The 24600-nt window shown below is 68.2% G+C and carries 17 protein-coding genes; 9 read left to right on the forward strand and 8 right to left on the reverse strand.

Annotation, left to right across the window (positions count from 1 at the left end):
- Positions 1 to 21: 21 nt before the first annotated feature.
- Positions 22 to 2598: a [protein-PII] uridylyltransferase gene (locus FPJ27_RS29435; RefSeq protein WP_204423676.1), complete on the forward strand. Its 2577-nt coding sequence runs from the start codon at positions 22 to 24 to the stop codon at positions 2596 to 2598.
- Between the two features lie 16 nt (positions 2599 to 2614).
- Positions 2615 to 4588 (forward strand): pseudouridine synthase, encoded by a 1974-nt coding sequence (locus FPJ27_RS29440; protein WP_204423678.1) that lies wholly within the window; start codon positions 2615 to 2617, stop codon positions 4586 to 4588.
- Between the two features lie 119 nt (positions 4589 to 4707).
- Here the strand turns inward: FPJ27_RS29440 and def are convergent, their stop codons facing one another.
- From def to FPJ27_RS29465, 5 genes are all read right to left on the reverse strand, one after another.
- Positions 4708 to 5241 (reverse strand): peptide deformylase, encoded by a 534-nt coding sequence (def, locus tag FPJ27_RS29445; RefSeq protein ID WP_072437087.1) that lies wholly within the window; start codon positions 5239 to 5241, stop codon positions 4708 to 4710.
- Positions 5238 to 7313 carry an NAD-dependent DNA ligase LigA gene (gene ligA / locus FPJ27_RS29450; protein WP_072437086.1) on the reverse strand — a complete coding sequence of 692 codons (2076 nt, stop codon included), beginning with the start codon at positions 7311 to 7313 and terminating at the stop codon, positions 5238 to 5240. Before ligA ends, def begins: the two co-directional genes overlap by 4 nt.
- 165 nt (positions 7314 to 7478) lie before the next feature.
- Entirely contained in the window at positions 7479 to 8768 is a 1290-nt protein-coding gene (locus tag FPJ27_RS29455) for a cell division protein ZipA C-terminal FtsZ-binding domain-containing protein (protein ID WP_072437085.1), read from the reverse strand.
- An 85-nt stretch (positions 8769 to 8853) separates the two neighbouring features.
- The gene (smc, locus tag FPJ27_RS29460; RefSeq protein ID WP_204423681.1) at positions 8854 to 12366 is read right to left on the reverse strand and encodes a chromosome segregation protein SMC; all 3513 of its coding nucleotides are present in this window, start codon (positions 12364 to 12366) and stop codon (positions 8854 to 8856) included.
- Positions 12367 to 12505: 139 nt separating this feature from the next.
- On the reverse strand, positions 12506 to 13447 hold the full coding sequence (locus tag FPJ27_RS29465; RefSeq protein ID WP_204423682.1) for a DMT family transporter: 942 nt from the start codon (positions 13445 to 13447) through the stop codon (positions 12506 to 12508).
- Between the two features lie 159 nt (positions 13448 to 13606).
- Here FPJ27_RS29465 and dapC point away from each other — a divergent pair, with 159 nt between their 5' ends.
- The 6 genes from dapC (at position 13607) to cls (ending at position 20071) form a co-directional block, all read left to right on the forward strand.
- Positions 13607 to 14839 (forward strand): succinyldiaminopimelate transaminase, encoded by a 1233-nt coding sequence (gene dapC / locus FPJ27_RS29470; RefSeq protein ID WP_072437082.1) that lies wholly within the window; start codon positions 13607 to 13609, stop codon positions 14837 to 14839.
- Between the two features lie 44 nt (positions 14840 to 14883).
- Positions 14884 to 15711, forward strand: a complete 828-nt coding sequence (gene dapD, locus FPJ27_RS29475; protein ID WP_072437081.1) for a 2,3,4,5-tetrahydropyridine-2,6-dicarboxylate N-succinyltransferase — start codon at positions 14884 to 14886, stop codon at positions 15709 to 15711.
- On the forward strand, positions 15711 to 16079 hold the full coding sequence (locus FPJ27_RS29480) for an ArsC family reductase (protein WP_034184733.1): 369 nt from the start codon (positions 15711 to 15713) through the stop codon (positions 16077 to 16079). The genes dapD and FPJ27_RS29480 overlap by 1 nt, the downstream gene beginning before the upstream one ends.
- A gap of 376 nt (positions 16080 to 16455) precedes the next feature.
- Positions 16456 to 17595, forward strand: a complete 1140-nt coding sequence (gene dapE, locus FPJ27_RS29485) for a succinyl-diaminopimelate desuccinylase (protein ID WP_072437080.1) — start codon at positions 16456 to 16458, stop codon at positions 17593 to 17595.
- Positions 17596 to 17606: 11 nt separating this feature from the next.
- Positions 17607 to 18515, forward strand: coding sequence for a 50S ribosomal protein L3 N(5)-glutamine methyltransferase (gene prmB, locus FPJ27_RS29490; protein WP_204423683.1), 909 nt, complete (start codon positions 17607 to 17609; stop codon positions 18513 to 18515).
- Positions 18516 to 18622: 107 nt separating this feature from the next.
- On the forward strand, positions 18623 to 20071 hold the full coding sequence (cls, locus tag FPJ27_RS29495) for a cardiolipin synthase (RefSeq protein ID WP_072437079.1): 1449 nt from the start codon (positions 18623 to 18625) through the stop codon (positions 20069 to 20071).
- 27 nt (positions 20072 to 20098) lie between these two features.
- Here the strand turns inward: cls and FPJ27_RS29500 are convergent, their stop codons facing one another.
- On the reverse strand, positions 20099 to 20578 hold the full coding sequence (locus tag FPJ27_RS29500) for a glutathione peroxidase (protein ID WP_011549528.1): 480 nt from the start codon (positions 20576 to 20578) through the stop codon (positions 20099 to 20101).
- Positions 20579 to 20714: 136 nt separating this feature from the next.
- Here FPJ27_RS29500 and FPJ27_RS29505 point away from each other — a divergent pair, with 136 nt between their 5' ends.
- On the forward strand, positions 20715 to 22646 hold the full coding sequence (locus FPJ27_RS29505; protein WP_204423684.1) for an ATP-binding cassette domain-containing protein: 1932 nt from the start codon (positions 20715 to 20717) through the stop codon (positions 22644 to 22646).
- 155 nt (positions 22647 to 22801) lie between these two features.
- Here the strand turns inward: FPJ27_RS29505 and FPJ27_RS29510 are convergent, their stop codons facing one another.
- On the reverse strand, positions 22802 to 23068 hold the full coding sequence (locus FPJ27_RS29510; RefSeq protein WP_072437077.1) for a DUF2866 domain-containing protein: 267 nt from the start codon (positions 23066 to 23068) through the stop codon (positions 22802 to 22804).
- 146 nt (positions 23069 to 23214) lie between these two features.
- Positions 23215 to 24591, reverse strand: a complete 1377-nt coding sequence (radA, locus tag FPJ27_RS29515) for a DNA repair protein RadA (protein WP_072437254.1) — start codon at positions 24589 to 24591, stop codon at positions 23215 to 23217.
- Positions 24592 to 24600: the final 9 nt, after the last annotated feature.

The following is a 24600-nucleotide window of genomic DNA, read 5'->3' on the forward strand; positions in this document are numbered from 1 at the left end:
CCCCCAACTGAACGGCCGCACATGAGCGCTCACGCCGCCCCGTCGCCCGACGCGCTGTCGCGGCGCGCCGGATTCAAGGCCGCCAAGGCCGACATGCTCGAGCGCTTTCGCCGCGCGACGAACGTCGCGTCGCTGATGCACGCGCAGTCGAAACTCACCGACGACGCGCTGAAGCGCGTGTGGGACGATTGCGGGCTGCCGGCGACGCTCGCGCTCGTCGCCGTCGGCGGCTACGGGCGCGGCGAGCTCGCCCCCTATTCCGACGTCGACATACTCGTGCTGCTGCCCGATGCGCACGACCCGGCGCTCGACCCGCGCATCGAGCGTTTCATCGGGATGGCATGGGATCTCGGCCTCGAGATCGGCAGCAGCGTGCGCACGGTCGCGCAATGCATCGAGGAGGCATCGCAGGACGTCACGGTGCAAACCTCGCTGCTGGAAGCGCGCCGCATCGTCGGCAGCACCGCGCTGTTCGAGCGCTTCACGGTGCGCTACCACGAGGCGCTCGACGCCCGCGCGTTCTTCACCGCGAAGGTGCTCGAGATGCGCCAGCGCCACGCGAAGTTCCAGGACACGCCGTACAGCCTCGAACCTAACGTGAAGGAAAGCCCCGGCGGGCTGCGCGACCTGCAGACGATCCTGTGGATCGCGCGCGCGGCGGGTTTCGGCAGCAGCTGGCGCGAGCTCGACACGCGCGGCCTCATCACCGATCGCGAAGCGCGCGAGCTGCGCCGCAACGAGGGTTTCCTGAAGACGCTGCGCGCACGGCTGCACGTGATCGCCGGCCGCCGCCAGGACATGCTCGTCTTCGACCTGCAGACGCAGGCCGCCGAGAGCTTCGGCTACCAGCCGACGCAGGCCAAGCGCGCGAGCGAGCAACTGATGCGCCGCTATTACTGGGCCGCGAAAGCCGTCACGCAGCTCGCGACGATCCTGATCCAGAACATCGAGGCGCAGCTCTTCCCCGCAACGAGCGGCATCACGCGCGTGCTGTCGCCCGACCGCTTCGTCGAGAAGCAGGGGATGCTCGAGATCGTCGACGACGGCGTGTTCGAACGCCATCCCGATGCGATCCTCGAAGCGTTCCTGCTGTACGAAACGACCCGCGGCGTGAAGGGCCTGTCCGCGCGCACGCTGCGCGCGCTGTACAACTCGCGCGAAATCATGAACAACGCGTGGCGCCGCGATCCGCAGAACCGCCACACGTTCATGCGGATCCTGCAACAGCCCGAAGGGATCACGCACGCGTTCCGGCTGATGAACCAGACGAGCGTGCTCGGCCGCTATCTGCTGAACTTCCGCCGCATCGTCGGCCAGATGCAGCACGACCTGTACCACGTGTACACGGTCGATCAGCACATCCTGATGGTGTTGCGCAACATCCGCCGCTTCGCGGTCGCCGAGCATGCGCACGAATACCCGTTCTGCAGCCAGTTGATCGGCAACTTCGACCGTCCGTGGGTGCTGTATGTCGCGGCGCTGTTCCACGACATCGCGAAGGGCCGCGGCGGCGACCACTCGACGCTCGGGATGGCCGATGCGCGGCGCTTCTGCCGCGAACACGAGATCGCCGGCGACGACGCGGCGCTGATCGTGTGGCTCGTCCAGCATCACCTGACGATGAGCCAGGTCGCGCAGAAGCAGGACACGAGCGACCCCGAAGTCATCAAGCGCTTCGCCGAACTCGTCGGCAACGAACGGCGCCTCACCGCGCTCTACCTGCTGACCGTCGCCGATATCCGCGGCACGAGCCCGAAGGTGTGGAACACGTGGAAGGGCAAGCTGCTCGAGGATCTGTACCGCATCACGCTCGCGGTGCTCGGCGGCGCGAACCCCGACGCGCATTCGGAGCTGAAGTCGCGGCAGGAACAGGCGCTCGCGCTGCTGCGCCTCGAGACCGTGCCCGACGACGCGCACCGCGCGCTGTGGGATCAGCTCGACGTCGGCTTCTTCCTGCGTCACGATGCGGCCGATATCGCATGGCAGACGCGTGTGCTGTACCGGCACGTGAACGCCGAAACCGCGATCGTCCGCGCGCGACCGTCGCCGATCGGCGACGCGCTGCAGGTGCTCGTGTACGTGAAGGACCGCCCCGACCTGTTCGCGGGCATCTGCGCGTATTTCGACCGCAACGGGCTGTCGGTGCTCGATGCGCGCGTCAGCACGACGCGGCATGGTTATGCACTCGACAACTTCATCGTCACGCAGACCGAACGCGACGTGCGGTACCGCGACATCGCGAATCTCGTCGAACAGCAGCTCGCGACGCGGCTCGCCGAAACCGCACCGCTGCCGGAGCCGTCCAAGGGCCGCCTGTCGAGGCTGTCCCGAACCTTTCCGATCACGCCGCGCGTCGACCTGCGGGCCGACGAGCGCGGTCAGTACTACATCCTGTCCGTGTCCGCCAACGACCGGCCGGGCCTTCTCTATTCGATCGCGCGCGTACTCGCCGAGCATCGGATCGGCGTCCACGCGGCGCGGATCAATACGCTCGGCGAACGCGTCGAGGACATCTTCCTGCTCGCGGGTGCCGGCTTGTCCGACAACCGCCTGCAGATCCAGCTCGAAACCGAATTGCTGCGTGCGATCGCAGTCTGAATGAATCCCAGCGTTTATGCGCACCAAATTGACCGTCAAGAATCCGCGGCCGGCGTCGCCGACCCGCGCACCTGTCCGCTCCGGCAGCCACGTCGCCCGCAAGGCGGTGCGCCCCGCCGCGCCGCCCGCGGCAGACAAGCCGGCCCGCCCGAAAAAGGCGTCGGGCCCGGCAGCCGCCGGCGAACGCACGTTCAAGCCGCGCGGTGCCGCGGGCGCCGAGCGCCCGGGCGCGGATCGCGCAACGGCCAAGCGTGCGCCGCGCGACGGCGGCGCCGATCGCGGCTATCGCAGCGCTGACGGCAAGCCCGACTCGCGCCCGCCGCGACGCAGCGACGCCGATGCGCGGCCGCGCCGCGCGGGTGCCGAAGGCGGCGCGCGCGCGCCCTATCGTGACAACGCAACCGGCGCAGGCGCGAAGCGCAGTTTCGACGACCGTCGCTCGTCGTCCGACCGCCCGCCCCGTCGCAGCGACGATGATGCACGGCCGCGCCGCGCAGGTGCCGAAGGCGGCGCACGCGCACCCTATCGCGACAAGGCAGCCGGCGAAGGCGCGAAGCGCAGTTTCGACGACCGTCGCTCATCGTCAGATCGCCCGGCTCGTCGCAGCGACGACGATGCACGGCCGCGCCGCGCAGGCGCAGAAGGCGGCACGCGCGCGCCCTATCGCGACAAGGCAGCCGGCGAAGGCGCGAAGCGCAGCTTCGGCGACCGCCGTCCGCCTTCGGACCGCCCGCCCCGTCGCGGCGACGACGACGCACGGCCGCGCCGCGCAGGTGCCGAAGGCGGCGCACGCGCACCCTATCGCGACAAGGCAGCCGGCGAAGGTGCGAAACGCAGCTTCGATGACCGCCGTACGTCGTCCGACCGCCCGCCCCGTCGCAGCGACGACGATGCACGGCCGCGCCGCGCAGGCGCCGACGACGCCAAGCGCACGCCCTATCGCGACAAGGCAGCCGGCGAAGGCGCGAAGCGCAGCTTCGACGACCGCCGTACGTCGTCCGATCGCCCGGCCCGTCGCAGTGACGACGATGCACGGCCGCGCCGCGCAAGTGCTGACGACACCAAGCGCACACCCTATCGCGACAAGGCAGCCGGCGAAGGTGCGAAACGCAGCTTCGGCGACCGTCCGGCTCGCCCCGCACGTGACGGCGAGCGCCGCACGTCCGGCGCGGGCCTGAAGACCGCGCAACCCGTCAAGCGCCAGGCTGCCGACACCGATTACGGTGATGAAACGGGCCTGATGCGCCTGTCGAAGCGGATGTCCGAGCTCGGCATGTGCTCGCGCCGCGAAGCCGACGAGTGGATCGAAAAAGGCTGGGTGCTCGTCGACGGCGAACGCATCGACACGCTCGGCACCAAGGTGCGCGCCGACCAGAAAATCGAGATCGACGAACGCGCAAGCGCCGCGCAGGCCGCGCAGGTGACGATCCTGCTGCACAAGCCGGTCGGCTATGTATCGGGTCAGGCGGAAGACGGCTACGAGCCCGCGGCCGTGCTGATCACGCGCGGGAACCACTGGAGCGGCGACCATTCGCCGCTGCGCTTCTCGCCGCAGCACCTGCACGCGCTCGCACCGGCCGGCCGGCTCGACATCGATTCCACCGGCCTGCTCGTGCTGACGCAGAACGGCCGGATCGCGAAGCAGCTGATCGGCGAGCAGTCGGACATCGACAAGGAGTACCTGGTGCGCGTGCGCTTCGGCGAACGGCTCATCGACATCGACCAGCACTTCCCCGCGGAATCGCTCGCGAAGCTGCGCCACGGCCTCGAGCTCGACGGCGTCGCATTGAAGCCCGCAATGGTGAGCTGGCAGAACGGCGAGCAACTGCGTTTCGTGCTGCGCGAAGGCAAGAAGCGCCAGATCCGCCGCATGTGCGAACTGGTCGGTCTCGACGTGGTCGGCCTCAAGCGCGTGCGGATGGGCCGCGTGATGCTCGGCGCGCTGCCGCAGGGGCAATGGCGCTATCTGTCGGCCGACGAGACGTTCTGACAGCGGGCACGCGACGTGCGCCACGCAACAAAAAACCCGCGCAAGCGGGTTTTTTGTTGCCGTCGAACATCGCGAAACGAGTGCCGGCAGCACGCCGGCTGGCCGCCCCGCATGCCCGGTCAGTCGTCTTCCGCCGGATCGAGCCCCGGGAACAGCACCTCGGTGAAGCCGAAGCGCGTGAAGTCGGTGATCCGCATCGGATACAGCTTGCCGATCAGGTGGTCGTATTCATGCTGGACCACGCGCGCGTGAAAACCGTCGGCGACGCGCTCGATCTTCGCGCCGAACTGGTCGAAGCCGCTGTAGCGCACCTTCGCGTAGCGGCTGACGACACCGCGCATGCCCGGCACCGACAGGCAGCCTTCCCAGCCCTCTTCCATGTCCGGCGGCATGTACTCGATCTTCGGGTTGATCAGCACGGTCTCGGGCACCGGCGGCGCATCCGGGTAGCGGTTGTTGTTGCCGAAGCCGAAGATGATGAGCTGCAGCCCGATGCCGATCTGCGGCGCGGCCAGCCCGGCGCCGTTCGCATGGTGCATCGTCTCGAACATGTCCGCGACGATCTCGTGCAGCTCGGGTGTATCGAACCGCTCGACCGGTTTGGCGATTTCGAGCAGGCGCGGATCGCCCATCTTCAGGATCTCGCGAATCATGGCGTATTGCCCTCCAGGAGTTGGTGCAGTCCGTCTTCGTCCAGCACGGGGATGCCGAGTTCCTCGGCCTTCGCGAGCTTGCTGCCGGCTTCGGCGCCCGCGACCACGTAATCCGTCTTCTTCGATACCGAGCCCGCAACTTTCGCGCCCGCCGCTTCGAGCATCTCCTTCGCCGCATCGCGCGTGAGGGTCGGCAGCGTGCCCGTCAGCACGACGGTCTTGCCGGCCAGCACGCCCTGCGGCGCCTTCGGCGCGGGCGGCCCTTCAGGCCAGGTAACCTTGCCCGGCGCGCGCAACTGTTCGATCACGGTCCGGTTGTGCTCTTCCGCGAAGAACTGGTGCAGCGACTCGGCGACGATCGGCCCGACGTCGTTGACTTCGAGCAGTTCGTCGATCGATGCATCCATGATCGGCGTCAGCGAGCCGAAATGCTTCGCGAGATCCTTCGCGGTCGATTCGCCGACATGGCGGATACCGAGCCCGTAGATGAAGCGCGCGAGCGTCGTGTGCTTCGCCTTCTCGAGCGAGTCGAGCAAATTCTGTGCGGACTTCTCGGCGAACCGGTCGAGCTCGGCGAGCGTCGCGAAACCGAGATTGAACAGGTCGGCCGGCGTGCGCACGAGATTCAGCTCGACGAGCTGGTCGATGATCTTCTCGCCGAGCCCGTCGATGTCGAGCGCGCGGCGCTGCGCGAAGTGCCACAGCGCCTGCTTGCGCTGTGCCGGGCAGAACAGGCCGCCCGTGCAGCGCGCGATCGCCTCGTCCGGCAGGCGCTCGATCTTCGAGCCGCACACCGGGCATTCGGTCGGCATCACGAATTCGGCCGCATCGTCCGGGCGCCGGTCGAGCAGCGCGCCGACCACTTCGGGAATCACGTCGCCCGCGCGTCGCACGATCACGGTATCGCCGATCCGGATGTCCTTGCGACGCACCTCGTCCTCGTTGTGCAGCGTCGCGTTGGTCACGGTCGCACCGCCGACGAACACCGGCTCGAGGCGCGCGACCGGCGTGATCGCGCCCGTGCGGCCGACCTGCACGTCGATCGCGACGAGCTTCGTCAGCGCTTCCTGTGCGGGGAACTTGTGCGCGAGCGCGAAGCGCGGCGCGCGCGACACGAAGCCGAGGCGCTCCTGCTCGTCGCGCCGGTTGACCTTGTAGACGACACCGTCGATGTCGTACGGCAGCGACTCGCGCTTCTCGCCGATCTTGCGGAAGAAGCCGAGCAATCCGTCGGCGCCGTGCACGACCGCGCGTTCGCGATTCACGGGCAGGCCGAGCGCTTCGTACCAGTCGAGCAGCGCGCTGTGCGTGTCGGGCATCGGCATCCCGTCGAGCACGCCGATGCCGTACGAGAAGAACGACAGCGGACGCTGCGCGGTGATCTTCGAGTCGAGCTGGCGCAGGCTGCCGGCCGCCGCATTGCGCGGGTTCGCGAATTCGCGCTGCTCGGCCGCGCGCTGGCGTTCGTTCAGGCGTGCGAAATCGCGCTTGAACATCAGCACCTCGCCGCGCACGTCGAGCACCGCCGGCACGTTCGCGCCCTTCAGCTTCAGCGGAATCGAGCGGATCGTGCGCACGTTTTCGGTCACGTCCTCGCCCGTCGTGCCGTCGCCGCGCGTCGACGCCTGCACGAACACGCCGCGCTCGTAGCGCAGCGAGATCGCGAGGCCGTCGAACTTCAGTTCGCACGCATATTCGACGGGCTCCGTCACCGAGCCGGCGAGATCGGTCGTCTTGTCGAGCGCATCGGCGACGCGCTTGTCGAACGCGACGATGTCCTCGTCGGCGAAGCCGTTGTTCAACGACAGCATCGGCGCGTCGTGGACGACCGGCGTGAAGCCGCCGGCCGCTTCGCCGCCGACGCGCTGCGTCGGCGAATCGGGCGTCACGAGTTCGGGATGATCGGTTTCGAGCTGCTGCAGTTCGCGGAACAGCCGGTCGTATTCGGCGTCGGGCAGATCCGGCTGGTCGAGTACGTAATAGGCGTAGTTCGCCCGCTCGAGTTGGTCGCGCAGCCACGCGGCGCGCGCGTCGGGCTGGCTGGCTGGCGGTTCGGCTTGGGTTCGGGCCATGCTGGCGGCAGATTCGTTCTGAGAAAATCGGATGCCCGATTATCTCAGTTTGACGCCGCCGCGGGGCGTGCAATGCGCGCCGGATCAGCGTGCTGCAGCGCACACGAAAAGCCTGCGCTGCCACGACGGACGACGGCGCCGAAGCCCGCCGTCCGCGCCATCGCGTTACTGGCTGAAGAGGCGGCGCGTGACCGGCGAACCGGCCGGAATGCCGGCTTCCTCGAGCTTCGCGTACAGCTTCATCAACTGCTGCTCGATCGCGAGCAGCGTCGACTCCGGCAGCGGCCGGCGCGAATCGTCGACGACCCGCGCGCCGATCCGTTCGGACAGCGACTTCGCGTAATCGCACATCAGCCGGAACGGCAGGATGTCCTCTTCGGCAACCGGCACGTCGAGCACCAGCGTGATCATGTTACCGCCCTTGTACGTGAGGTCGTCGCGCAGGAAGTTCGTGTCGCCGAACTGCAGCATGAACACGGGGTTCTGCTTCGCGTCGAGCTTCACGAAACGCGTGCCGTCGCGCGACAGCAGCAGCCCGTCCTGCGACGCGACCGCCTGCACGTAGTTCGCCGACCACGGCGCGCCGTCCGACATCACGTTGATCGACAGTTGCGCGTCGCACTGCGCGGCAAAGGCGTCGAGTTCGCGCGCCATCGCCACCGTCTCCATCATGTCCGGGAATTCCGGTGCGCCGTCGATCGTGTCGGCGAACTGCTGGACGCCCGTCACGAATTCGGAGAATTCGAGCTCGTTCAGCGCGCCGCTGCGGTTCGCGAGCTGCGCGGCCGCGCGCAGTTCTTCGTAGCGCACGCCGTTCTGCAGCAGTTCCCACTGGCCGCCTTCCGGCTTGCCTTCGATGTGCACGGGCTTGCTGCCCGCGCGGCGCAGCCGCTGCGCGGCCGGCAGGATCTTGTCGCCCGGCAGCGGCCCGGCGAGGCGGATCGGCACGATGCAGTCGATCCGGCGGTCGACGATCGCGGGCGGCGTCGACGAGATCGTCGTCGCGGCCGGCAGCACGGGTTCGGACGATTCGGCCGGTTCGGCGGCCGCTTCCTGAGCGGAGGCTGGCACCGCTTCTTCACGGGCGGCCGGTTCGACCGACTCGGGCGACAGGTCGGCGCCGGTCGCCTCGGCCTGCAGATCGGCCGGCATGTCCGCTGGCGCCGCGCCGTCCAAGGCAGCCCCCCCGAACGTCGGCTCGACGCGCGCGGCTTCGGCCGGCGCGGCAGCCGCGGCGACCGGTGCCGCAGGCTCGCGGCGCACCGGCTGACGCACCGGCTCGATGAACGGCAACTCTTCGTCGCGCTCGGGGCGGTTCATCGCCTCGGCCGCTTCCTCCGGCATCGGGCGCGGCATCCTGCGTCGCACCTTCGCGCCCTGCCATGCGTTGTAGACCACGACGCCGCCCACCACGACGGCGCCCGCGCCGATCAAACCGAGTGTCAACTCGTCCATGCACGCTCCATCAGCAATTCTTTTTCGTCGGGACCGCGAACGGGCGCCCATGCGCCGCGCGAACGCGATCCGGTTTCGTCAAACGTCAATTCTGGGCAAAACCCGCCGCGGTTTCCATGTCCACCGCAACGATCCGCGACACGCCCTGCTCCTGCATCGTCACGCCGATCAGCTGCTGCGCCATCTCCATCGCGATCTTGTTGTGCGAGATGAACAGGAACTGCGTCTTGTCGGACATCGCGCGCACGAGATTCGCGAAACGTTCGGTGTTCGCGTCGTCGAGCGGCGCGTCGACCTCGTCGAGCAGACAGAACGGCGCCGGGTTCAGCTGGAACATCGCGAACACCAGCGCGGTCGCGGTCAGCGCTTTTTCGCCGCCCGACAGCAGGTGAATCGTCGCGTTCTTCTTGCCGGGCGGCTGCGCCATCACCTGCACGCCGGCATCGAGGATCTCGTCGCCCGTCATGATCAGCTTCGCCTGGCCGCCGCCGAACAGGCGCGGGAACAGGTCGCTGAAGTGGCGGTTGACCTCGTCGAAGGTACCCTGCAGCAGCGTGCGGGTTTCCTGGTCGATCTTGTGGATCGCGTCCTCGAGCGTCGTGATCGCGTCGATCAGGTCGGCCGACTGCGCGTCGAGGAACACCTTGCGCTCGCTCGCGGCCTTCAGCTCGTCGAGCGCGGCCATGTTCACCGGGCCGAGCGCGTTGATCGCATTGTTCAGCCGCGTGACTTCGCCCTGCAGGTACGACGGTTTCAGATCCGGCGTCAGCTTCTCGCTCAGCGCGGCCTCGTCGACCTCGGCCGTCGCGAGCTGCTCGGCGAACTGCTCGACGGACAGGCGCGCGGCCTGCTCCTTCAGCTGCAGCTCGGTGATGCGGTCGCGCAGCGGCTGCAGCGAACGCTCGGCGACGAGACGCTGCTCGTCCGACGCGCGCAGCTTCGCGGTCAGGTCATCGAGCTCGATCCGCGCGGCCTGCAGCGCCTCTTCCTTCACCGCGCGAATCTCGAGCGCGTCCTGCAGGCCCGTGTGCGCGGTCTGCTCGTTGATCGTCTCGAGCTCGGCACGCGCGTCTTCCAGCGATGCGGCGACGCGCTCGCTCTGCTCGTGCGCGACCTGGATGCTGCGCTTGAGCTCGTCGATCCGGGTCACCGCGTTGCGTGCGGCGAAGCGCGCGTCGTTCGCGCCGCGCTCCAGGTCGCGCGCTTCCTGACGCGCCTGCGTCAGCGATTCGTCGAGCGATTCGAACGCGAGCTGGTTGTCCTCGAAGCGTGCCTGCAGCTCCGCGAGTTCGCCGTCGAAGCGCTCGAAGTTCGCTTCCGACTCGGCGCGCAGCGCGCGCTGTTCTTCGATTTGCGCGCCGATTTCCTCGAGTTCCTCGCGGATCTGCGTGCTGCGCTGCGTATAGCGCTCGTGCGCCTGCGCGAGCTTCAATACGTCCATCTGCAGCGCATGCACACGCTGCGTCGCACGCTCGGCCTGCGCGCGCACGTCGCCGAGCGCCTGCGTGGCCTGCGTATGCGCGGCTTCCGCGCGCACGGCGGCCGTGCGCGCCTCGTCGGCGAGCAGCGCCTGCGCACGCACCTGGCGCGTCAGGTTTTCGATTTCCTGCTGGCGGGCCAGCATCCCGGCCTGCTCCGAATCGGCCGCGTACAACTGCACGCCGACGCGCGTAACGATATGGCCGGCCTTGACGACGAATGCACCGCCTGCCGGCAGTTGCGTGCGCGTCGCAAGCGCCTGCGCGACGTCGTCGGCGACATAGACGTTGCCGAGCCAGTCGTTCAGCACCGCGCGAATGCCCGCGTCGTCGATGCGCACGAGCGACAGCACCGGACGCAGCCCGGCCACCGCCGCAAGCGGCTCGCCGGCCGCGGGCGGCGCGTAGAACGCGAGCTTCGCGGGCGGCGCATCGGTGGCGAACGCCTTGACCCAGTCGAGATTCGACACTTCGAGCGCGGCGAGGCGCTCGCGCAGCACGGCTTCGAGCGCCGCTTCCCAGCCCGCTTCGACGTGCAGCTTCTTCCACAGGCGCGGCAGCGCGCCGAGCTCGTGCTTGTCGAGCCACGGCTGCACCTTGCCTTCGGTCTGCACGTTTTCCTGAAGCTGCTTCAGCGCGGCGAGGCGTGCCTCGAGCTGGTGGATCTGCGCGCCTTCGGCCTGCACGCGCTCCTGCGCGGCACGGCGTTCGCCGTCGAGGCGCGGCACCGTTTCCTGCGCGTCGGCGAGACGCGCCTGCGCTTCGGCGAGGATTTCTTCCTGCTCGGCGAGCTGCATGCGCAACTCCTCGAGCTGCGCCTCGTCCGGTGCGTCGAGCCCGCCCGCTTCGCTCTTCAGGCGCTCATGGCGCTGCTGAAGCTGCTGGAGCTGCTGGTCGGCGTTGCGCTGGTGCGCGGCTTCGAGCTTCAGCGACTGTTCGGTCTGCGCGATCCGCGCACGCTCATCGTTGAGCTGCGCCTGCGCGTCGCGCCACTTCGCCTCGAGCGCCGGCAGCGCGTCGTGCTTCGCGGCTGCGTTGTCCTCGGCGAGCGCCGCCTTCTCGTCGGCCATCGCGCGCGCCTCTTCGGCGTCCTCGAGCTCGTCCTGCGACTTCTCGGCCTGCGCGCGCCATTGCTCGCGCTGCGCGTTCAGCGCGGCGATCTGCGCCTGCACGCGATTGCGCGATTCGACGATGAACTTGATTTCGGCTTCGAGGCGGCTCACCTCGGCATTCGCTTCGTAAAGCGCGCCCTGCGCGCCCTGCATCGCGTCGCTCGCCGAGTAATGCGCGACGCGCAGCGTCTCGAGCTGCGACTCGACCTCGCGCAGCCTGGCCGTCTGCGCCTCGAGGTCGATCTGCGCCTGTTCGATCGCGCGCTGCTGCTTCTGCTGCTCGCCGGCGGCCTCGTTCTTGCGCAGCAGCCACAACAGGCGCTGCTTCTCCTCGCCGTCGGCGACGAGTTCCTTGTACTTGGTCGCGACGACGGCCTGCGCCTCGAGCTTCTCGAGGTTCGCGCCGAGCTCGCGGACGATGTCCTCGACGCGCGTCAGGTTCTCGCGCGTGTCGTGCAGGCGGTTCTCGGTTTCGCGGCGGCGTTCCTTGTACTTCGACACGCCCGCGGCTTCCTCGAGGAACACGCGCAGCTCTTCCGGCTTCGCCTCGATGATCCGCGCGATCATGCCCTGCCCGATGATCGCGTATGCACGCGGCCCGAGGCCGGTGCCGAGGAAGATGTCCTGGATGTCGCGGCGGCGCGCCGGCAGGTTGTTGATGTAGTAGCTCGACGTGCCGTCGCGCGTCAGCACGCGCTTCACGGCGATTTCGCCGTATTGGCCCCACTGCCCGGCCGCGCGGCCGTCGGAGTTGTCGAAGATCAGCTCGACGCTTGCCCGGCTGCCGGGCTTGCGGGCGGTCGAGCCGTTGAAGATCACGTCCTGCATCGATTCGCCGCGCAGCTCGGACGCGCGCGACTCGCCGAGCACCCAGCGCACGGCGTCGATGATGTTGGACTTGCCGCACCCGTTCGGGCCCACCACGCCGACAAGCTGGCCCGGAACCTGGAAATGCGTGGGATCGACGAAGGATTTGAAGCCAGCGAGTTTGATCGAGCTCAGACGCACGGCGGTATCGGATGTGAAGAAGGTGTGAAACGGACGGGGCCGTGCTGCGCAGGGCCGGACGGCCCATGCGCGCGACGCGCCCCGGAATTCAAAAGCGGGGCCGCGCGCATACAGCGTTGGGCCCCGCAAACGGCTTCCATCATACCATCGCGCGTGCGCCGTCCCGACCGTCGCCGGGTTTGCCCGGTGCCGGCGCGGCACGATGGACCCGGCTCGACAGCAGCGTCGCCAGCACGATGCACACGCCGCCCGCCCACTCGCGCGCGGTCGGCAGCTCGTTCGCGAACACCCACGCCGACAGCGCGGTGATCACGATCTCGAACAGCATGATGATCGACGCGCGGTTCGCCGGCACGCGCGCGAGGCCGTATTGCACGAGCAGGTTGTTCGCCGCCATCGTCACGCCGATCGCGGCGACGATCAGCGCGGCGACGCCGAGCTGGCCGCCCGCCGGCACGGCCGGCAACCCTTCGAACAGCGACGCGATCGCGCCGAATACCGCCGCGCCGCCGAACAGCGTCGCGGTGCGCATCTCCGCGCGCATCCCGGGCAGCTCGCGGCTCGCCTTGATCACGAGCACGTTGCTCATCGCGAAACTCAGCCCGGCCGCGAGACCGGCCCATTCGGCCGGGTTGGCCGGCAGCGGCAAGCCGAGCGTCGGCGACCACAGCATCAGCATCGCACCGCCGATCGACAGCGCCGCCAGCCCCGCGCCGGCCCAGGTCAGCCGCTCGCGCAGCAGGAAGTGCGCGTAGATCGCGGTCCATGCGGGGGTCAGGTAGAACAGCAGCATCACGCGCAGCACCTCGCCGTGGATCGTGCCCCATACGAAACCGAGGTTCGTCACGCCGGCCGTCACCGCGATGCCCGGCAGCACCCAGTGCCAGCGCAGCGTCGCGATCGTGCGGTGCCGCGTGACGATCACGAACAGGAACGCGACGAGGCTCGTCAGCGCGCTCGCCAGCGTGCCCGTCACGCCGAGCGACGCGAGGATCCGCAACGGATACCAGATCAGGCCCCATACCGACGCGCCGATCAGGATGGCCAGCGTCGGCAGGCTGCCGCGTACCGCGTTATTCATTTGGTTCGATACCCTTTATTCGACCGGCCCGGCCGCCGTTCCGGCGGGCCGTGACCGCATTCCGTCACGCTATAATCGTTCGTTGCGACCCGCGCGCCGTCGGCGCCCGTTCGCAGCCGCGCGGCACGCCCGCCGCTTCTTTCGCTCCAACCGGCCGCGATGGCCGCTTCGCCCGTGAACCCTCGACTCGACTCGCTCCAGCCCTATCCCTTCGAAAAGCTGCGCGCCCTGTTCAAGGACGTGACGCCCTCCGGCGACCTCAAACCGATCAGCTTCGGCATCGGCGAGCCCAAGCACCCGACCCCGGCGCTGATCCGCGACGCCGTCGTGGCCGCGCTCGACGGCCTCGCGTCATACCCGGCCACGGCCGGCTCGGACGCGCTGCGCACATCGATCGCGCACTGGCTCGAGCGCCGCTACGGGCTGCCGGCGATCGATCCGGCCACGCAGGTGCTGCCCGTGTCGGGGTCGCGCGAGGCGCTGTTCTCGCTCGCGCAGACCGTGATCGACGCGCGCCCGTCCGGGCACGGCGAGAAGGCGATCGTACTCTGTCCGAATCCCTTCTATCAAATTTACGAAGGCGCGGCGCTCCTGGCCGGTGCCGAACCCTATTTCGCGAACAGCGACCCGGCCCGCAACTTCGCGTGCGACTACGCGGCCGTGCCCGACGACGTCTGGGCGCGCACGCAGCTGCTGTACGTGTGCTCGCCGGGCAACCCGACGGGCGCCGTGCTGACGCTCGACGACTGGCGCGAGCTGTTCGCGCTGTCCGACCGCCACGGTTTCGTGATCGCGTCGGACGAGTGCTATTCGGAAATCTATTTCGACGAAGCGACGCCGCCGCTCGGCGGCCTCGAGGCCGCGCACCGCCTCGGCCGCGGCTTCGAGCGGCTCGTGATGCTGTCGAGCCTGTCGAAGCGCTCGAACGTGCCGGGCATGCGCTCGGGCTTCGTCGCCGGCGACGCGGCACTGCTGAAGAAATTCCTGCTGTACCGCACGTACCACGGCGCGGCGCTGTCGCCGGTCTGGCAGCACGCCAGCATCGCCGCGTGGAACGACGAGGCGCACGTGCGCGAGAACCGCGCGCTGTACCTGCAGAAGTTCAATACGGTCACGCCGATGCTCGCCGACGTGATCGACGTGAAACTGCCCGACGCCGCGTTCTACCTGTGGGCCGACGTGTCGCGCACCGGGCTGTCGGACACCGAGTTCGCCCGCCGCCTGTACGCCGACTATAATGTGACGGTTCTGCCCGGCTCGTACCTGGCGCGCGATGCGCACGGGTCGAACCCGGGCCGCGATTTCATCCGGATCGCGCTCGTCGCGGGCACCCCCGAATGCGTCGAGGGCGCGCAACGCATCGTCGATTTCTGCCGTTCTCTCGCGCGGTAATCGTCCATCCCGATCAATTCCATCCATCTCCTGCGAAAACGAACATGTCGCAACAACTTCAGCAAATCATCGATACCGCCTGGGAAAACCGCGCCGAGCTGTCGCCGAAGGCCGCGCCCGCGGAAGTCCGCGAGGCCGTCGCTCACGCGATCGAGCAGCTCGACAAGGGTGCGCTGCGCGTCGCCGAGAAAATCGACGGCAACTGGACCGTGCATCAGTGGCTGAAGAAGGCCGTGCTGCTGTCGTTCCGCCTGGAAGACAACGCACCGATGGCGGCCGGCGGCTACTCGCAGTTCTACGACAAGGTGCCGTCGAAGTTCGCGAACTACACGGCCGAAGACTTCGCCGCGGGCGGCTTCCGCGTCGTCCCGCCGGCCATCGCGCGCCGCGGCTCGTTCATCGCGAAGAACGTCGTGCTGATGCCGTCGTACACGAACATCGGCGCCTACGTCGACGAAGGCACGATGGTCGACACGTGGGCCACGGTCGGTTCGTGCGCGCAGATCGGCAAGAACGTGCACCTGTCGGGCGGCGTCGGCATCGGCGGCGTGCTCGAGCCGCTGCAGGCGAACCCCGTCATCATCGAGGACAACTGCTTCATCGGCGCGCGCTCGGAAGTCGTCGAAGGCGTGATCGTCGAGGAAAACTCGGTGATCTCGATGGGCGTGTATCTTGGCCAGAGCACGAAGATCTACGACCGCGAAACGGGCGAAGTCAGCTACGGCCGCATCCCGGCCGGCTCGGTCGTGGTCGCCGGCAACCTGCCGTCGAAGGACGGTTCGCACAGCCTGTACTGCGCGGTGATCGTCAAGAAGGTCGACGCGAAGACCCGCGCGAAGGTCGGCCTGAACGAGCTGCTGCGAGGCGACTGATGGCGAAGCCGCACACCGTGGTCGTCTACGGCATTCCGAACTGCGACACCGTGAAGAAGGCCCGCGTGTGGCTCGACGATCACGGCGTCGAATTCGAGTTCCACGATTTCAAGAAGCTCGGCGTCAGCGCGCCGCTGGTTGAAGACTGGCTGAAGGACGTGTCGCTCGACGCGCTCGTGAACAAGCGCGGCACCACGTGGCGCGGCCTGGACGACGCGATGAAGGCGGCCGCCGAAACGAAGACCGGCGCGGTCGCGCTGATGATCCACAAGCCGTCGGTCATCAAGCGCCCCGTGCTCGTCGTCAACGGTCGCGTGAAATCGCTCGGCTTCGCGGCCGATCAATACGCGGCGCTGTTTGCCGCATAGGGCCGCCCGCGCTGCGCCTGTAGAAGGGCCTGTTCACGCTAATAACGGGCTTGCGAACGTGCCTTGCCGGCTGCAGTGCAAGAAGCAAGGAGCGCCGATTGGCCGAGCCAAACAAGCGACGCGCGACGCCGCAATGCGGCCGGCAAGGCACGTTCCCCTGTTTGGAAAAAATCATTCGTGGGGCTGGCCCCCAGAAGGGCCGATCGCCGCGTCATGCTCCTCGCGAATACGTCGAGTATTCGCTTCGTCGCGATCCTTGCGCTCGGCCCTTCTGGGGGCCAGCGCAAGCCCGTTATTAGCGTGAACAGGCCCTAGCCCGACGTCTTGTCGCTGCCGGCCACCGCGCCGGCATTTTTTATCGAAAGTGGTCCGAACCATGTCCGCCACCCTAGCCCTTACCGAACAGTTGATCGCCCGCGCGTCCGTGACGCCCGACGACCAGCATTGCCAGCAGATCATGACCGCGCGCCTCGCCGCGCTCGGCTTCGAATGCGAGACCATCGCGTCGCACGGCGTGACCAACCTGTGGGCCGTCAAGCGCGGCGCCGACGGCCGCGACGGCAAGCTGCTCGCGTTCGCGGGCCACACCGACGTCGTGCCGACCGGCCCGCTCGAGCAGTGGACCTCGCCGCCGTTCATCCCCGCCCATCGCGACGGCAAGCTGTACGGCCGCGGCGCGGCCGACATGAAGACGTCGCTCGCAGCGTTCGTCGTCGCGTCCGAGGAATTCGTCGCGGCCCATCCCGGCCACCGCGGCGCGATCGCATTCCTGATCACGAGCGACGAGGAAGGCCCGGCCACCGACGGCACCGTGAAGGTCGTCGAACTGCTGCAGGCGCGCGGCGAACGCGTCGACTACTGCATCGTCGGCGAGCCGACGTCGACCGCCGAGCTCGGCGACGTCGTCAAGAACGGCCGCCGCGGATCGATGTCGGGCGAGCTGGTCGTCAAGGGCGTGCAGGGCCACATCGCGTATCCGCACCTCGCGAAGAACCCGATCCACCTGCTCGCGCCGGCGCTCGCCGAGCTCGCCGCCGAGCAGTGGGACGAAGGTAACGAATATTTCCCGCCGACCACCTGGCAGGTATCGAACCTGCACGCGGGCACCGGCGCGACCAACGTGATCCCCGGCCACGCCGACCTGCTGTTCAACTTCCGGTTCTCGACCGCGAGCACCGTCGAGGGCCTGCAGGCGCGCGTGCACGCGATCCTCGACAGGCACGGCCTCGAATACACGCTGAAGTGGTCGGTGAGCGGCCTGCCGTTCCTGACGCCGCGCGGCGAGCTGTCGAATGCGCTGGAAAACGCGATTCGTACCGAGACCGGCATCACGACCGAACTGTCGACCACGGGCGGCACGTCAGACGGCCGCTTCATCGCGCGCATCTGCCCGCAGGTGATCGAGTTCGGCCCGCCGAACGGCAGCATCCACAAGATCGACGAGCACATCGAAGTGCGTTTCGTCGACCCGCTGAAGAACGTGTACCGCCGCGTGCTCGAACAACTGATCGCCTGATGGAGCCTCGCATGACGACACCTTTTGCCACTGTCCGCGACCTGCTGCGCTACGCGGTCACGCGCTTCTCGAAGGCGAAGCTCGCCTTCGGCCACGGCTCCGACAATGCGTACGACGAAGCGGCCTACCTCGTGCTGCATACGCTCGACCTGCCGCTCGACACGCTCGAGCCGTTCCTCGACGCGCGGCTGCTGCCCGACGAAATCGCAGCCGTGCTCGCCGTGATCGAACGGCGCGCGACCGACCGCGTGCCGGCCGCATACCTCACGCATGAAGCCTGGATGCATGGCCACCGCTTCTACGTCGACGAACGCGTGATCGTGCCGCGCTCGTTCATCGGCGAGCTGCTCGACGACGGGCTGCAGCCATATGTCGCCGATCCCGAGCAGGTCGGCGCGGTGCTCGAACTGTGCACGGGCTCCGGCTGCCTTGCGATCCTCGCGGCGAGCGCGTTCCCGAACGCCGAGATCGATGCGGTCGACCTGTCCGACAAAGCACTCGAAGTCGCGGAGATCAACGTGCGCGACTACGGCCTCGAAGACCGCATCGCGCTGCACCGCGGCGATCTCTACGCGCCGCTGCCCGCGTTCCGCACCGACCCCGGCGCACGCTACGACGTGATCCTGACGAACCCGCCGTACGTGAACGCGTCGTCGATGGCCGCGCTGCCGCCCGAATACCGGCACGAGCCGGAGATGGCGCTCGCGGGCGGCGACGACGGGATGGACATCGTGCGACGCATCGTCGCCGAAGCGCACCGCTGGCTGCACGACGACGGCGTGCTCGTCGTCGAGATCGGCAACGAGCGCGAGCACGTCGAAGCCGCGTTCGGCGGCCTCGAACTGACGTGGCTGCCCACCAGCGCGGGCGACGACACCGTGTTCCTGATCCAGGCGTCGGACCTGCCGCGCAAGGACTGAGCCGCCCGGCTCCCTGACCGTGCGGCGCACCGCTGCGCCGCACGGTTGGGTAAGATGCGCGTAAGCGGCCGCCGCGCCGCACGACCACAGGAGTCCGTCACGCGCCCATGACCCTCGACTGGCTACATCTCGGCACCCTGATCCTGACCATCCACGTGCTCGGGATCGTCGCGGCATGCCACGCGATCATGAACACGCGCACGTCGCAAGGCGCGATCGCGTGGGCCGTCTCGCTCGCCGCGATGCCGTACCTGACGCTCATTCCGTACCTGTTCCTCGGCCGCAGCAAGTTCTCCGGCTACGTCGACGCACGGCGCCACGAGCTGGAACTGTTGCGCACGCACGCACCGCGCTCGCCGTGGCTCAGCGCCGATGCGACCGACGCAACCGACGGGCCGGCCGCCGCCGCGCTCGGCCAGGCCGCCGTGCTCGCACTCACGCGGCTCGGCGGCATGCCGTTCCTCGGTGGCAATTCGGTGCGCACGCTCGTGAACGGCGACGCGACGTTCTCGGCGATCCTGTCGGCGATCGATGGCGCGCGCGACTATGTGATCGTCCAGTTCTTCATCGTGCGCGACGATGCGCTCGGCCAGATGCTGCTCGACTCGCTGCTGGCGCGTGCGGCGGCCGGCGTGCGCTGCTGCCTGCTGTACGACAGCATCGGCAGCTTCGACCTGCCGCACAGCTACGTCGACACGCTGCGCCGGGGCGGCGTCGAGGTCCATCCGTTCGCGACCAATCGCAAGTTCGTCAACCGCTTCCAGCTCAACTTCCGCAACCATCGCAAGATCGTCGTGGTCGACGGCAATCGCGCGTTCGTCGGCGGCCACAACGTCGGCGTCGAATATCTCGGCGCGAAGCCGCGCCTGTCGCCGTGGCGCGACACGCACATCGAAATCCGCGGCCCCGTGGTCGCGAGCATCCAGTACGTGTTCGCCGAAGACTGGCACTGGGCGACGCAGAAGCTGCCGCCGCTCGCGCTGCCGCCGCCCGCGCAGCCCGGCGACGGCATGCATTGCCTCGTGGTGCCGATGGGGCCGGCCGACAAGCAGGAAACCGGCTCGCTGTTCTTCGTCGAGGCGATCAATGCCGCACGCGAGCGGATCTGGATCACCTCGCCGTACCTCGTCCCCGACGAAGCCGTGCTCTGCGCGCTGAAGCTAGCGGTGATGCGCGGCGTCGACGTGCGCATCCTGATCCCGAGCCGACGCGATCACTACGTGGTGTTCGAGGCGTCGAAGCTGTACGCGCGCGACCTGATCGACGCGGGCGTCAAGGTGTTCCGCTACCGGCCCGGCTTCCTGCACCAGAAGGTCGTGCTGATCGACCGCATCGCGGCGGCGATCGGCAGCGCGAATCTCGACAACCGCTCGTTCCGACTCAACTTCGAGATCATGGTGCTGACCGTCGACCGCGCATTCGCCGACGAGGTCGAGAAGATGCTCGATGCCGACTTCGCGCAGGCGTATGGCGTCGACGCGAACGAATACCGCCAGTCGCCCGCATGGCGGCGGATCGCGATGCACGTCGCGCGGCTGTTCGCGCCGATCCTGTAGCCGCAGGGAGGACGGCAGCGCCCGCCGTCACAGCAGCTTGTCGATATCCGCGGCGATTTCGTCGGGCTTGGTCGACGGCGCGTAGCGCTTGACGATGCGCCCTTCGCGGTCGATCAGGAATTTCGTGAAATTCCACTTGATCGCCTTGAGGCCGAGAATGCCGGGCGCCTCGTCGGTCAGGTAGCGGTACAGCGGATGCGCATGGTCGCCCTTCACGTCGATCTTCGCGAACATCGGGAACGTGACGCCGTAATTGCGCTCGCAGAACGCGCCGATCTGCGCGGCGTCGCCGGGCTCCTGCTTGCCGAACTGGTTGCACGGGAAGCCGAGCACGAAGAAGCCGCGCGCCGCGTACTGGTCGTACAGTTTCTGCAGGCCCGCGTATTGCGGCGTGAAACCGCACTCGCTCGCGGTGTTGACGATCAGCAGCACCTTGCCGCGATACGCGTCGAGCGAAACCGGCGCGCCGGCGAGCGTCTCTGCGCTGAACGAATACAGGGTGGACATCGGGCACTCCTTTTACGAAACCGGATCGACGTGAAGTCTAGGCGAAATCGCGCCGTTGCGGCATCCGCCGAGCGGCCGATGCCCGGCAAGAGCGGCGCGCAGTCTAGAATAGCGGTTTTGGCCAGTCATTTCCGCCGTGATCCGTTTCAATCAGTTCAGCCTTGCGCGAGGCACCAAGCCGCTGTTCGAGTCGACCTCGTTCGTGCTCAATCCCGGCGAGAAAGCCGGCCTGATCGGCGCGAACGGCGCCGGCAAGTCGACGCTGTTCGCGGTCCTGCGCGGCGAGCTGCACTCGGACGCCGGCGATTTCTCGATGCCGCCGTCGTGGCGGATCGCCCACGTGTCGCAGGAAACGCCCGCGGTCGACCGCTCGGCGCTCGACTACACGCTCGATGGCGACGCCGCGCTGCGCGAGATCGAGGCGCGCATCGCGGCCGCGTCCGCCGCGCATGACGGCGCCGCCGAAGCCGACGCGCACGCGGCCTTCGCCGATGCCGACGGCTACACCGCGCCCGCCCGCGCCGAAGCGCTGCTGCTCGGCCTCGGCTTCACGCTCGCCCAGACACGCGAGCCCGTCGCCAGCTTCTCCGGCGGCTGGCGCATGCGCCTGAACCTCGCGCAGGCGCTGATGTGCCGCTCCGACCTGCTGCTGCTCGACGAACCGACCAACCACCTCGACCTCGACGCGATCGTCTGGCTCGAAGACTGGCTGCACCGCTACCCCGGCACGCTCGTCGTGATCTCGCACGACCGCGAATTCCTCGATTCGATCTGCAACGTCACGCTGCACCTGGAAAACCGCCAGGTGAAGCGCTACGGCGGCAACTACTCGCAATTCGAAGTGCTGCGCGCGCAGCAACTGGCGCTGCAGCAAAGCGCATACGAAAGGCAGCAGAAGACGATCGAGCACCTGCAGAGCTTCGTCGACCGCTTCAAGGCCAAGGCCACCAAGGCCAAGCAGGCGCAAAGCCGGATGAAGGCGCTCGAGAAGATGGAGCTGATCGCGCCCGCGCACATCGCATCGCCGTTCACGTTCGAATTCCGCACGCCCGACGCCGCGCCGAACCCGATGATGGTGATGGAAGACGTCCGCTGCGGCTACCATGCCGACAACGGCGCGGACATCCCGATCGTCGAACGCGTGGCGCTGTCGATCCAGAGCGGGCAGCGCATCGGCCTGCTCGGCGCGAACGGCCAGGGCAAGTCGACGCTGATCAAGACGCTGGCCGGCACGCTCGCACCGCTGTCGGGCGACGTCCGCGAGGGCAAGGGGCTGACGATCGGTTATTTCGCACAGCATCAGCTCGAAACGCTGCGCGAGGACGATTCGCCGCTCGCGCATCTCGCGCGGCTCGCGCCCGACACGCGCGAGCAGGAGCTGCGCGACTTCCTCGGCGGCTTCAATTTCTCGGGCGACATGGCCACGAGTGCCGTCGGCCCGTTCTCGGGCGGAGAAAAGGCGCGCCTCGCGCTCGCACTGATCATCTGGCAGAAGCCGAACCTGCTGCTGCTCGACGAACCGACGAACCACCTCGATCTCGAAACGCGCCACGCGCTGACGATGGCGCTCGCGCAGTTCGAAGGCACGCTGATCCTCGTATCGCACGACCGCCACCTGCTGCGCGCGACGACCGACCAGTTCATGCTGGTCGCGAAGCACCGGCTGCAGCCGTTCGACGGCGACCTCGACGATTACCGCGACTGGCTGCTGCAGCATGCGGCCGAGCAGCGCGCGGCCGCGAAGGCCGACAGCGCGGCCTCGTCGGGCGCGGGCGCCGCGACGAACCGCAAGGACCAGAAGCGTCAGGCCGCCGAGGAGCGGCAGCGCCTGTCGGTGTTGAAAAAACCGCTGCAGTCGCGCATCACGAAGCTCGAAAAGGAAATGGAGACGCTGCACGCGGAGAAGGCGCGCCTCGACGCGTTCGTCGCCGATCCGGCGAGCTACGAGGCAGCGCGCAAGACGGAGCTGACCGACGCGATCCGCAAGCTCGGGGACGTCAACACGCGTCTCGAAACGATCGAGGCCGACTGGCTCGCCGCGCACGAAGAGCTCGAACAGATCGGCTGAACGCGGCCGCAGTGCAGCCGGCCGGTGCCGCCGGCCCGGCGCGCTGGCGGCACCGGTTCTTCGACAAGCCATCGGGTCCGCATGCGACAAGGCCGGGCGCACTGGCCCGGCCTTTTTGCTGCCCTTGTCCGTCGGTTCGCAGGCCGCCTGCCGGCTCAGCGCCGCGGCAGCGTGTCGCGCGGCAGTTGCTCGTCGTCACCCATCAGGTACCGGCGCCCTTCGGTCGGCCGCCGGATCGCCGCGGCGACTTCCGCTTCGGTCACGTCCTCGGACACGACCTTGCGCGCCAGGCGCCCTTCCTCGTCGATCCATTCGACGATCCGGCATCCGCCGCCCCAGGGCTGGCGAATCGGCTCCGACACGCGGCAGCCGCGCAGGTTGTAAAGGCGTCCGCCCGGCGCTTCCGCATACGATTTCAACATAGGTTCCCTTCGCATTGCGCGGTTCGACAATTCGCCAAAGGATAGGGAAAAGCAATGTCCGGCGGGTTACAGCAGCCTACATATTCTTTACAGAGAATTACGCGACAGATCGCCGACAGTCACAGCCCGCGCGGCTGTCGGGCCGATCACTCGAGATCGCGCACGCGGTCGATCGCCTGCTCGATCCGCTCGACAGCCATCACGTTCAATCCTTCGATCGGCTGTTTCGGCGCATTCGCCTTCGGGATCAGCGCGGCCGTGAAACCGAGCTTCGCCGCCTCGCGCAGCCGCTCCTGCCCGCGCGGGGACGGCCGGATCTCGCCCGCCAGCCCCACTTCGCCGAACACGATCAGTCCCTTCGGCAGCGCCTTGTTGCGCATCGACGAATGGATCGCGAGCAGCACCGCGAGGTCGGCGGCCGGCTCGGTGATCTTCACGCCGCCCACTGCATTGAGGAACACGTCCTGGTCGAAGCACGCGATGCCCGCGTGCCGGTGCAGCACCGCGAGCAGCATCGCGAGCCGGTTCTGCTCGAGGCCGACCGCGAGCCGGCGCGGGTTCGGCACGTGCGCGGTATCGACCAGCGCCTGGATCTCGACGAGCAGCGGACGCGTGCCTTCCTGCGTGACGAGCACGCACGAGCCGGGCACGATCTGCTCGTGCTGCGACAGGAACAGCGCGGACGGATTCGCGACGCCGCGCAGCCCGCGCTCGGTCATCGCGAACACGCCGAGTTCGTTGACCGCGCCGAAGCGGTTCTTGAACGCGCGCACAAGCCGGAACGACGAATGCGTGTCGCCCTCGAAATACAGCACCGTGTCGACGATGTGCTCGAGCACGCGCGGGCCGGCCAGGTTGCCCTCCTTCGTCACGTGCCCGACCATGATGATCGCGGTGCCCGACTGTTTCGCGATGCGCGTGAGCTGCGCCGCGCATTCGCGCACCTGCGCGACCGAGCCCGGCGCCGACGTGAGCGCTTCCGAATAGACGGTCTGGATCGAGTCGATCACGGCCACGTCGGGCCGCTCCGCGTCGATCGCGGCCTGGATCTTTTCGAGCTGGATCTCGGCGAGCAGCTGCAGCTCGGCCGCCGGCGTACCGCCGTCGAGCAGCGCAAGCCGTTGCGCGCGCAACGCGATCTGCGCGGCCGATTCCTCGCCGCTGATATAGAGCGCGCGCCGTTCGCTCGCGATGTCCGCGAGCGACTGCAGCAGCAGCGTCGACTTGCCGATGCCCGGATCGCCGCCGATCAGCACGACGCCGCCGGGGACCAGCCCGCCGCCGAGCACGCGGTCGAATTCGCCGATGCCGGTCGAGAAGCGCGGCACGTCGGCCGCTTCGATGTCGACGAGGCGCTGGACGGGCGCCCGCTTCGCGAGCGACTGGAAACGATGGGCCGACGGCGACTCGGCGACCGATTCCACCAGCGTATTCCAGGCCTGGCACGACGGACACTGCCCCTGCCACTTCGGGGTCTGCCCGCCGCACTCGCTGCAGACGTAGACGGTTTTCTGTTTGGCCACGCGCGACGC

The sequence above is a fragment of the Burkholderia sp. MS455 genome (assembly GCF_016899445.1).
Classification (GTDB): Bacteria; Pseudomonadota; Gammaproteobacteria; order Burkholderiales; family Burkholderiaceae; genus Burkholderia; species Burkholderia pyrrocinia_C.

What these genes read in the sequence shown, in the direction of transcription:
- cls (WP_072437079.1), top strand. Translation starts at nt 18,623, where the DNA reads ATGACCCTCGACTGGCTACATCTCGGCACCCTGATCCTGACCATCCAC.
- ligA (WP_072437086.1), bottom strand. Translation starts at nt 7,313, where the DNA reads ATGGCCCGAACCCAAGCCGAACCGCCAGCCAGCCAGCCCGACGCGCGC.
- FPJ27_RS29435 (WP_204423676.1), top strand. Translation starts at nt 22, where the DNA reads ATGAGCGCTCACGCCGCCCCGTCGCCCGACGCGCTGTCGCGGCGCGCC.
- FPJ27_RS29510 (WP_072437077.1), bottom strand. Translation starts at nt 23,068, where the DNA reads ATGTTGAAATCGTATGCGGAAGCGCCGGGCGGACGCCTTTACAACCTG.
- dapC (WP_072437082.1), top strand. Translation starts at nt 13,607, where the DNA reads ATGGCCGCTTCGCCCGTGAACCCTCGACTCGACTCGCTCCAGCCCTAT.
- FPJ27_RS29465 (WP_204423682.1), bottom strand. Translation starts at nt 13,447, where the DNA reads ATGAATAACGCGGTACGCGGCAGCCTGCCGACGCTGGCCATCCTGATC.
- def (WP_072437087.1), bottom strand. Translation starts at nt 5,241, where the DNA reads ATGATTCGCGAGATCCTGAAGATGGGCGATCCGCGCCTGCTCGAAATC.
- FPJ27_RS29480 (WP_034184733.1), top strand. Translation starts at nt 15,711, where the DNA reads ATGGCGAAGCCGCACACCGTGGTCGTCTACGGCATTCCGAACTGCGAC.
- dapE (WP_072437080.1), top strand. Translation starts at nt 16,456, where the DNA reads ATGTCCGCCACCCTAGCCCTTACCGAACAGTTGATCGCCCGCGCGTCC.
- FPJ27_RS29440 (WP_204423678.1), top strand. Translation starts at nt 2,615, where the DNA reads ATGCGCACCAAATTGACCGTCAAGAATCCGCGGCCGGCGTCGCCGACC.
- FPJ27_RS29455 (WP_072437085.1), bottom strand. Translation starts at nt 8,768, where the DNA reads ATGGACGAGTTGACACTCGGTTTGATCGGCGCGGGCGCCGTCGTGGTG.
- prmB (WP_204423683.1), top strand. Translation starts at nt 17,607, where the DNA reads ATGACGACACCTTTTGCCACTGTCCGCGACCTGCTGCGCTACGCGGTC.
- FPJ27_RS29500 (WP_011549528.1), bottom strand. Translation starts at nt 20,578, where the DNA reads ATGTCCACCCTGTATTCGTTCAGCGCAGAGACGCTCGCCGGCGCGCCG.
- dapD (WP_072437081.1), top strand. Translation starts at nt 14,884, where the DNA reads ATGTCGCAACAACTTCAGCAAATCATCGATACCGCCTGGGAAAACCGC.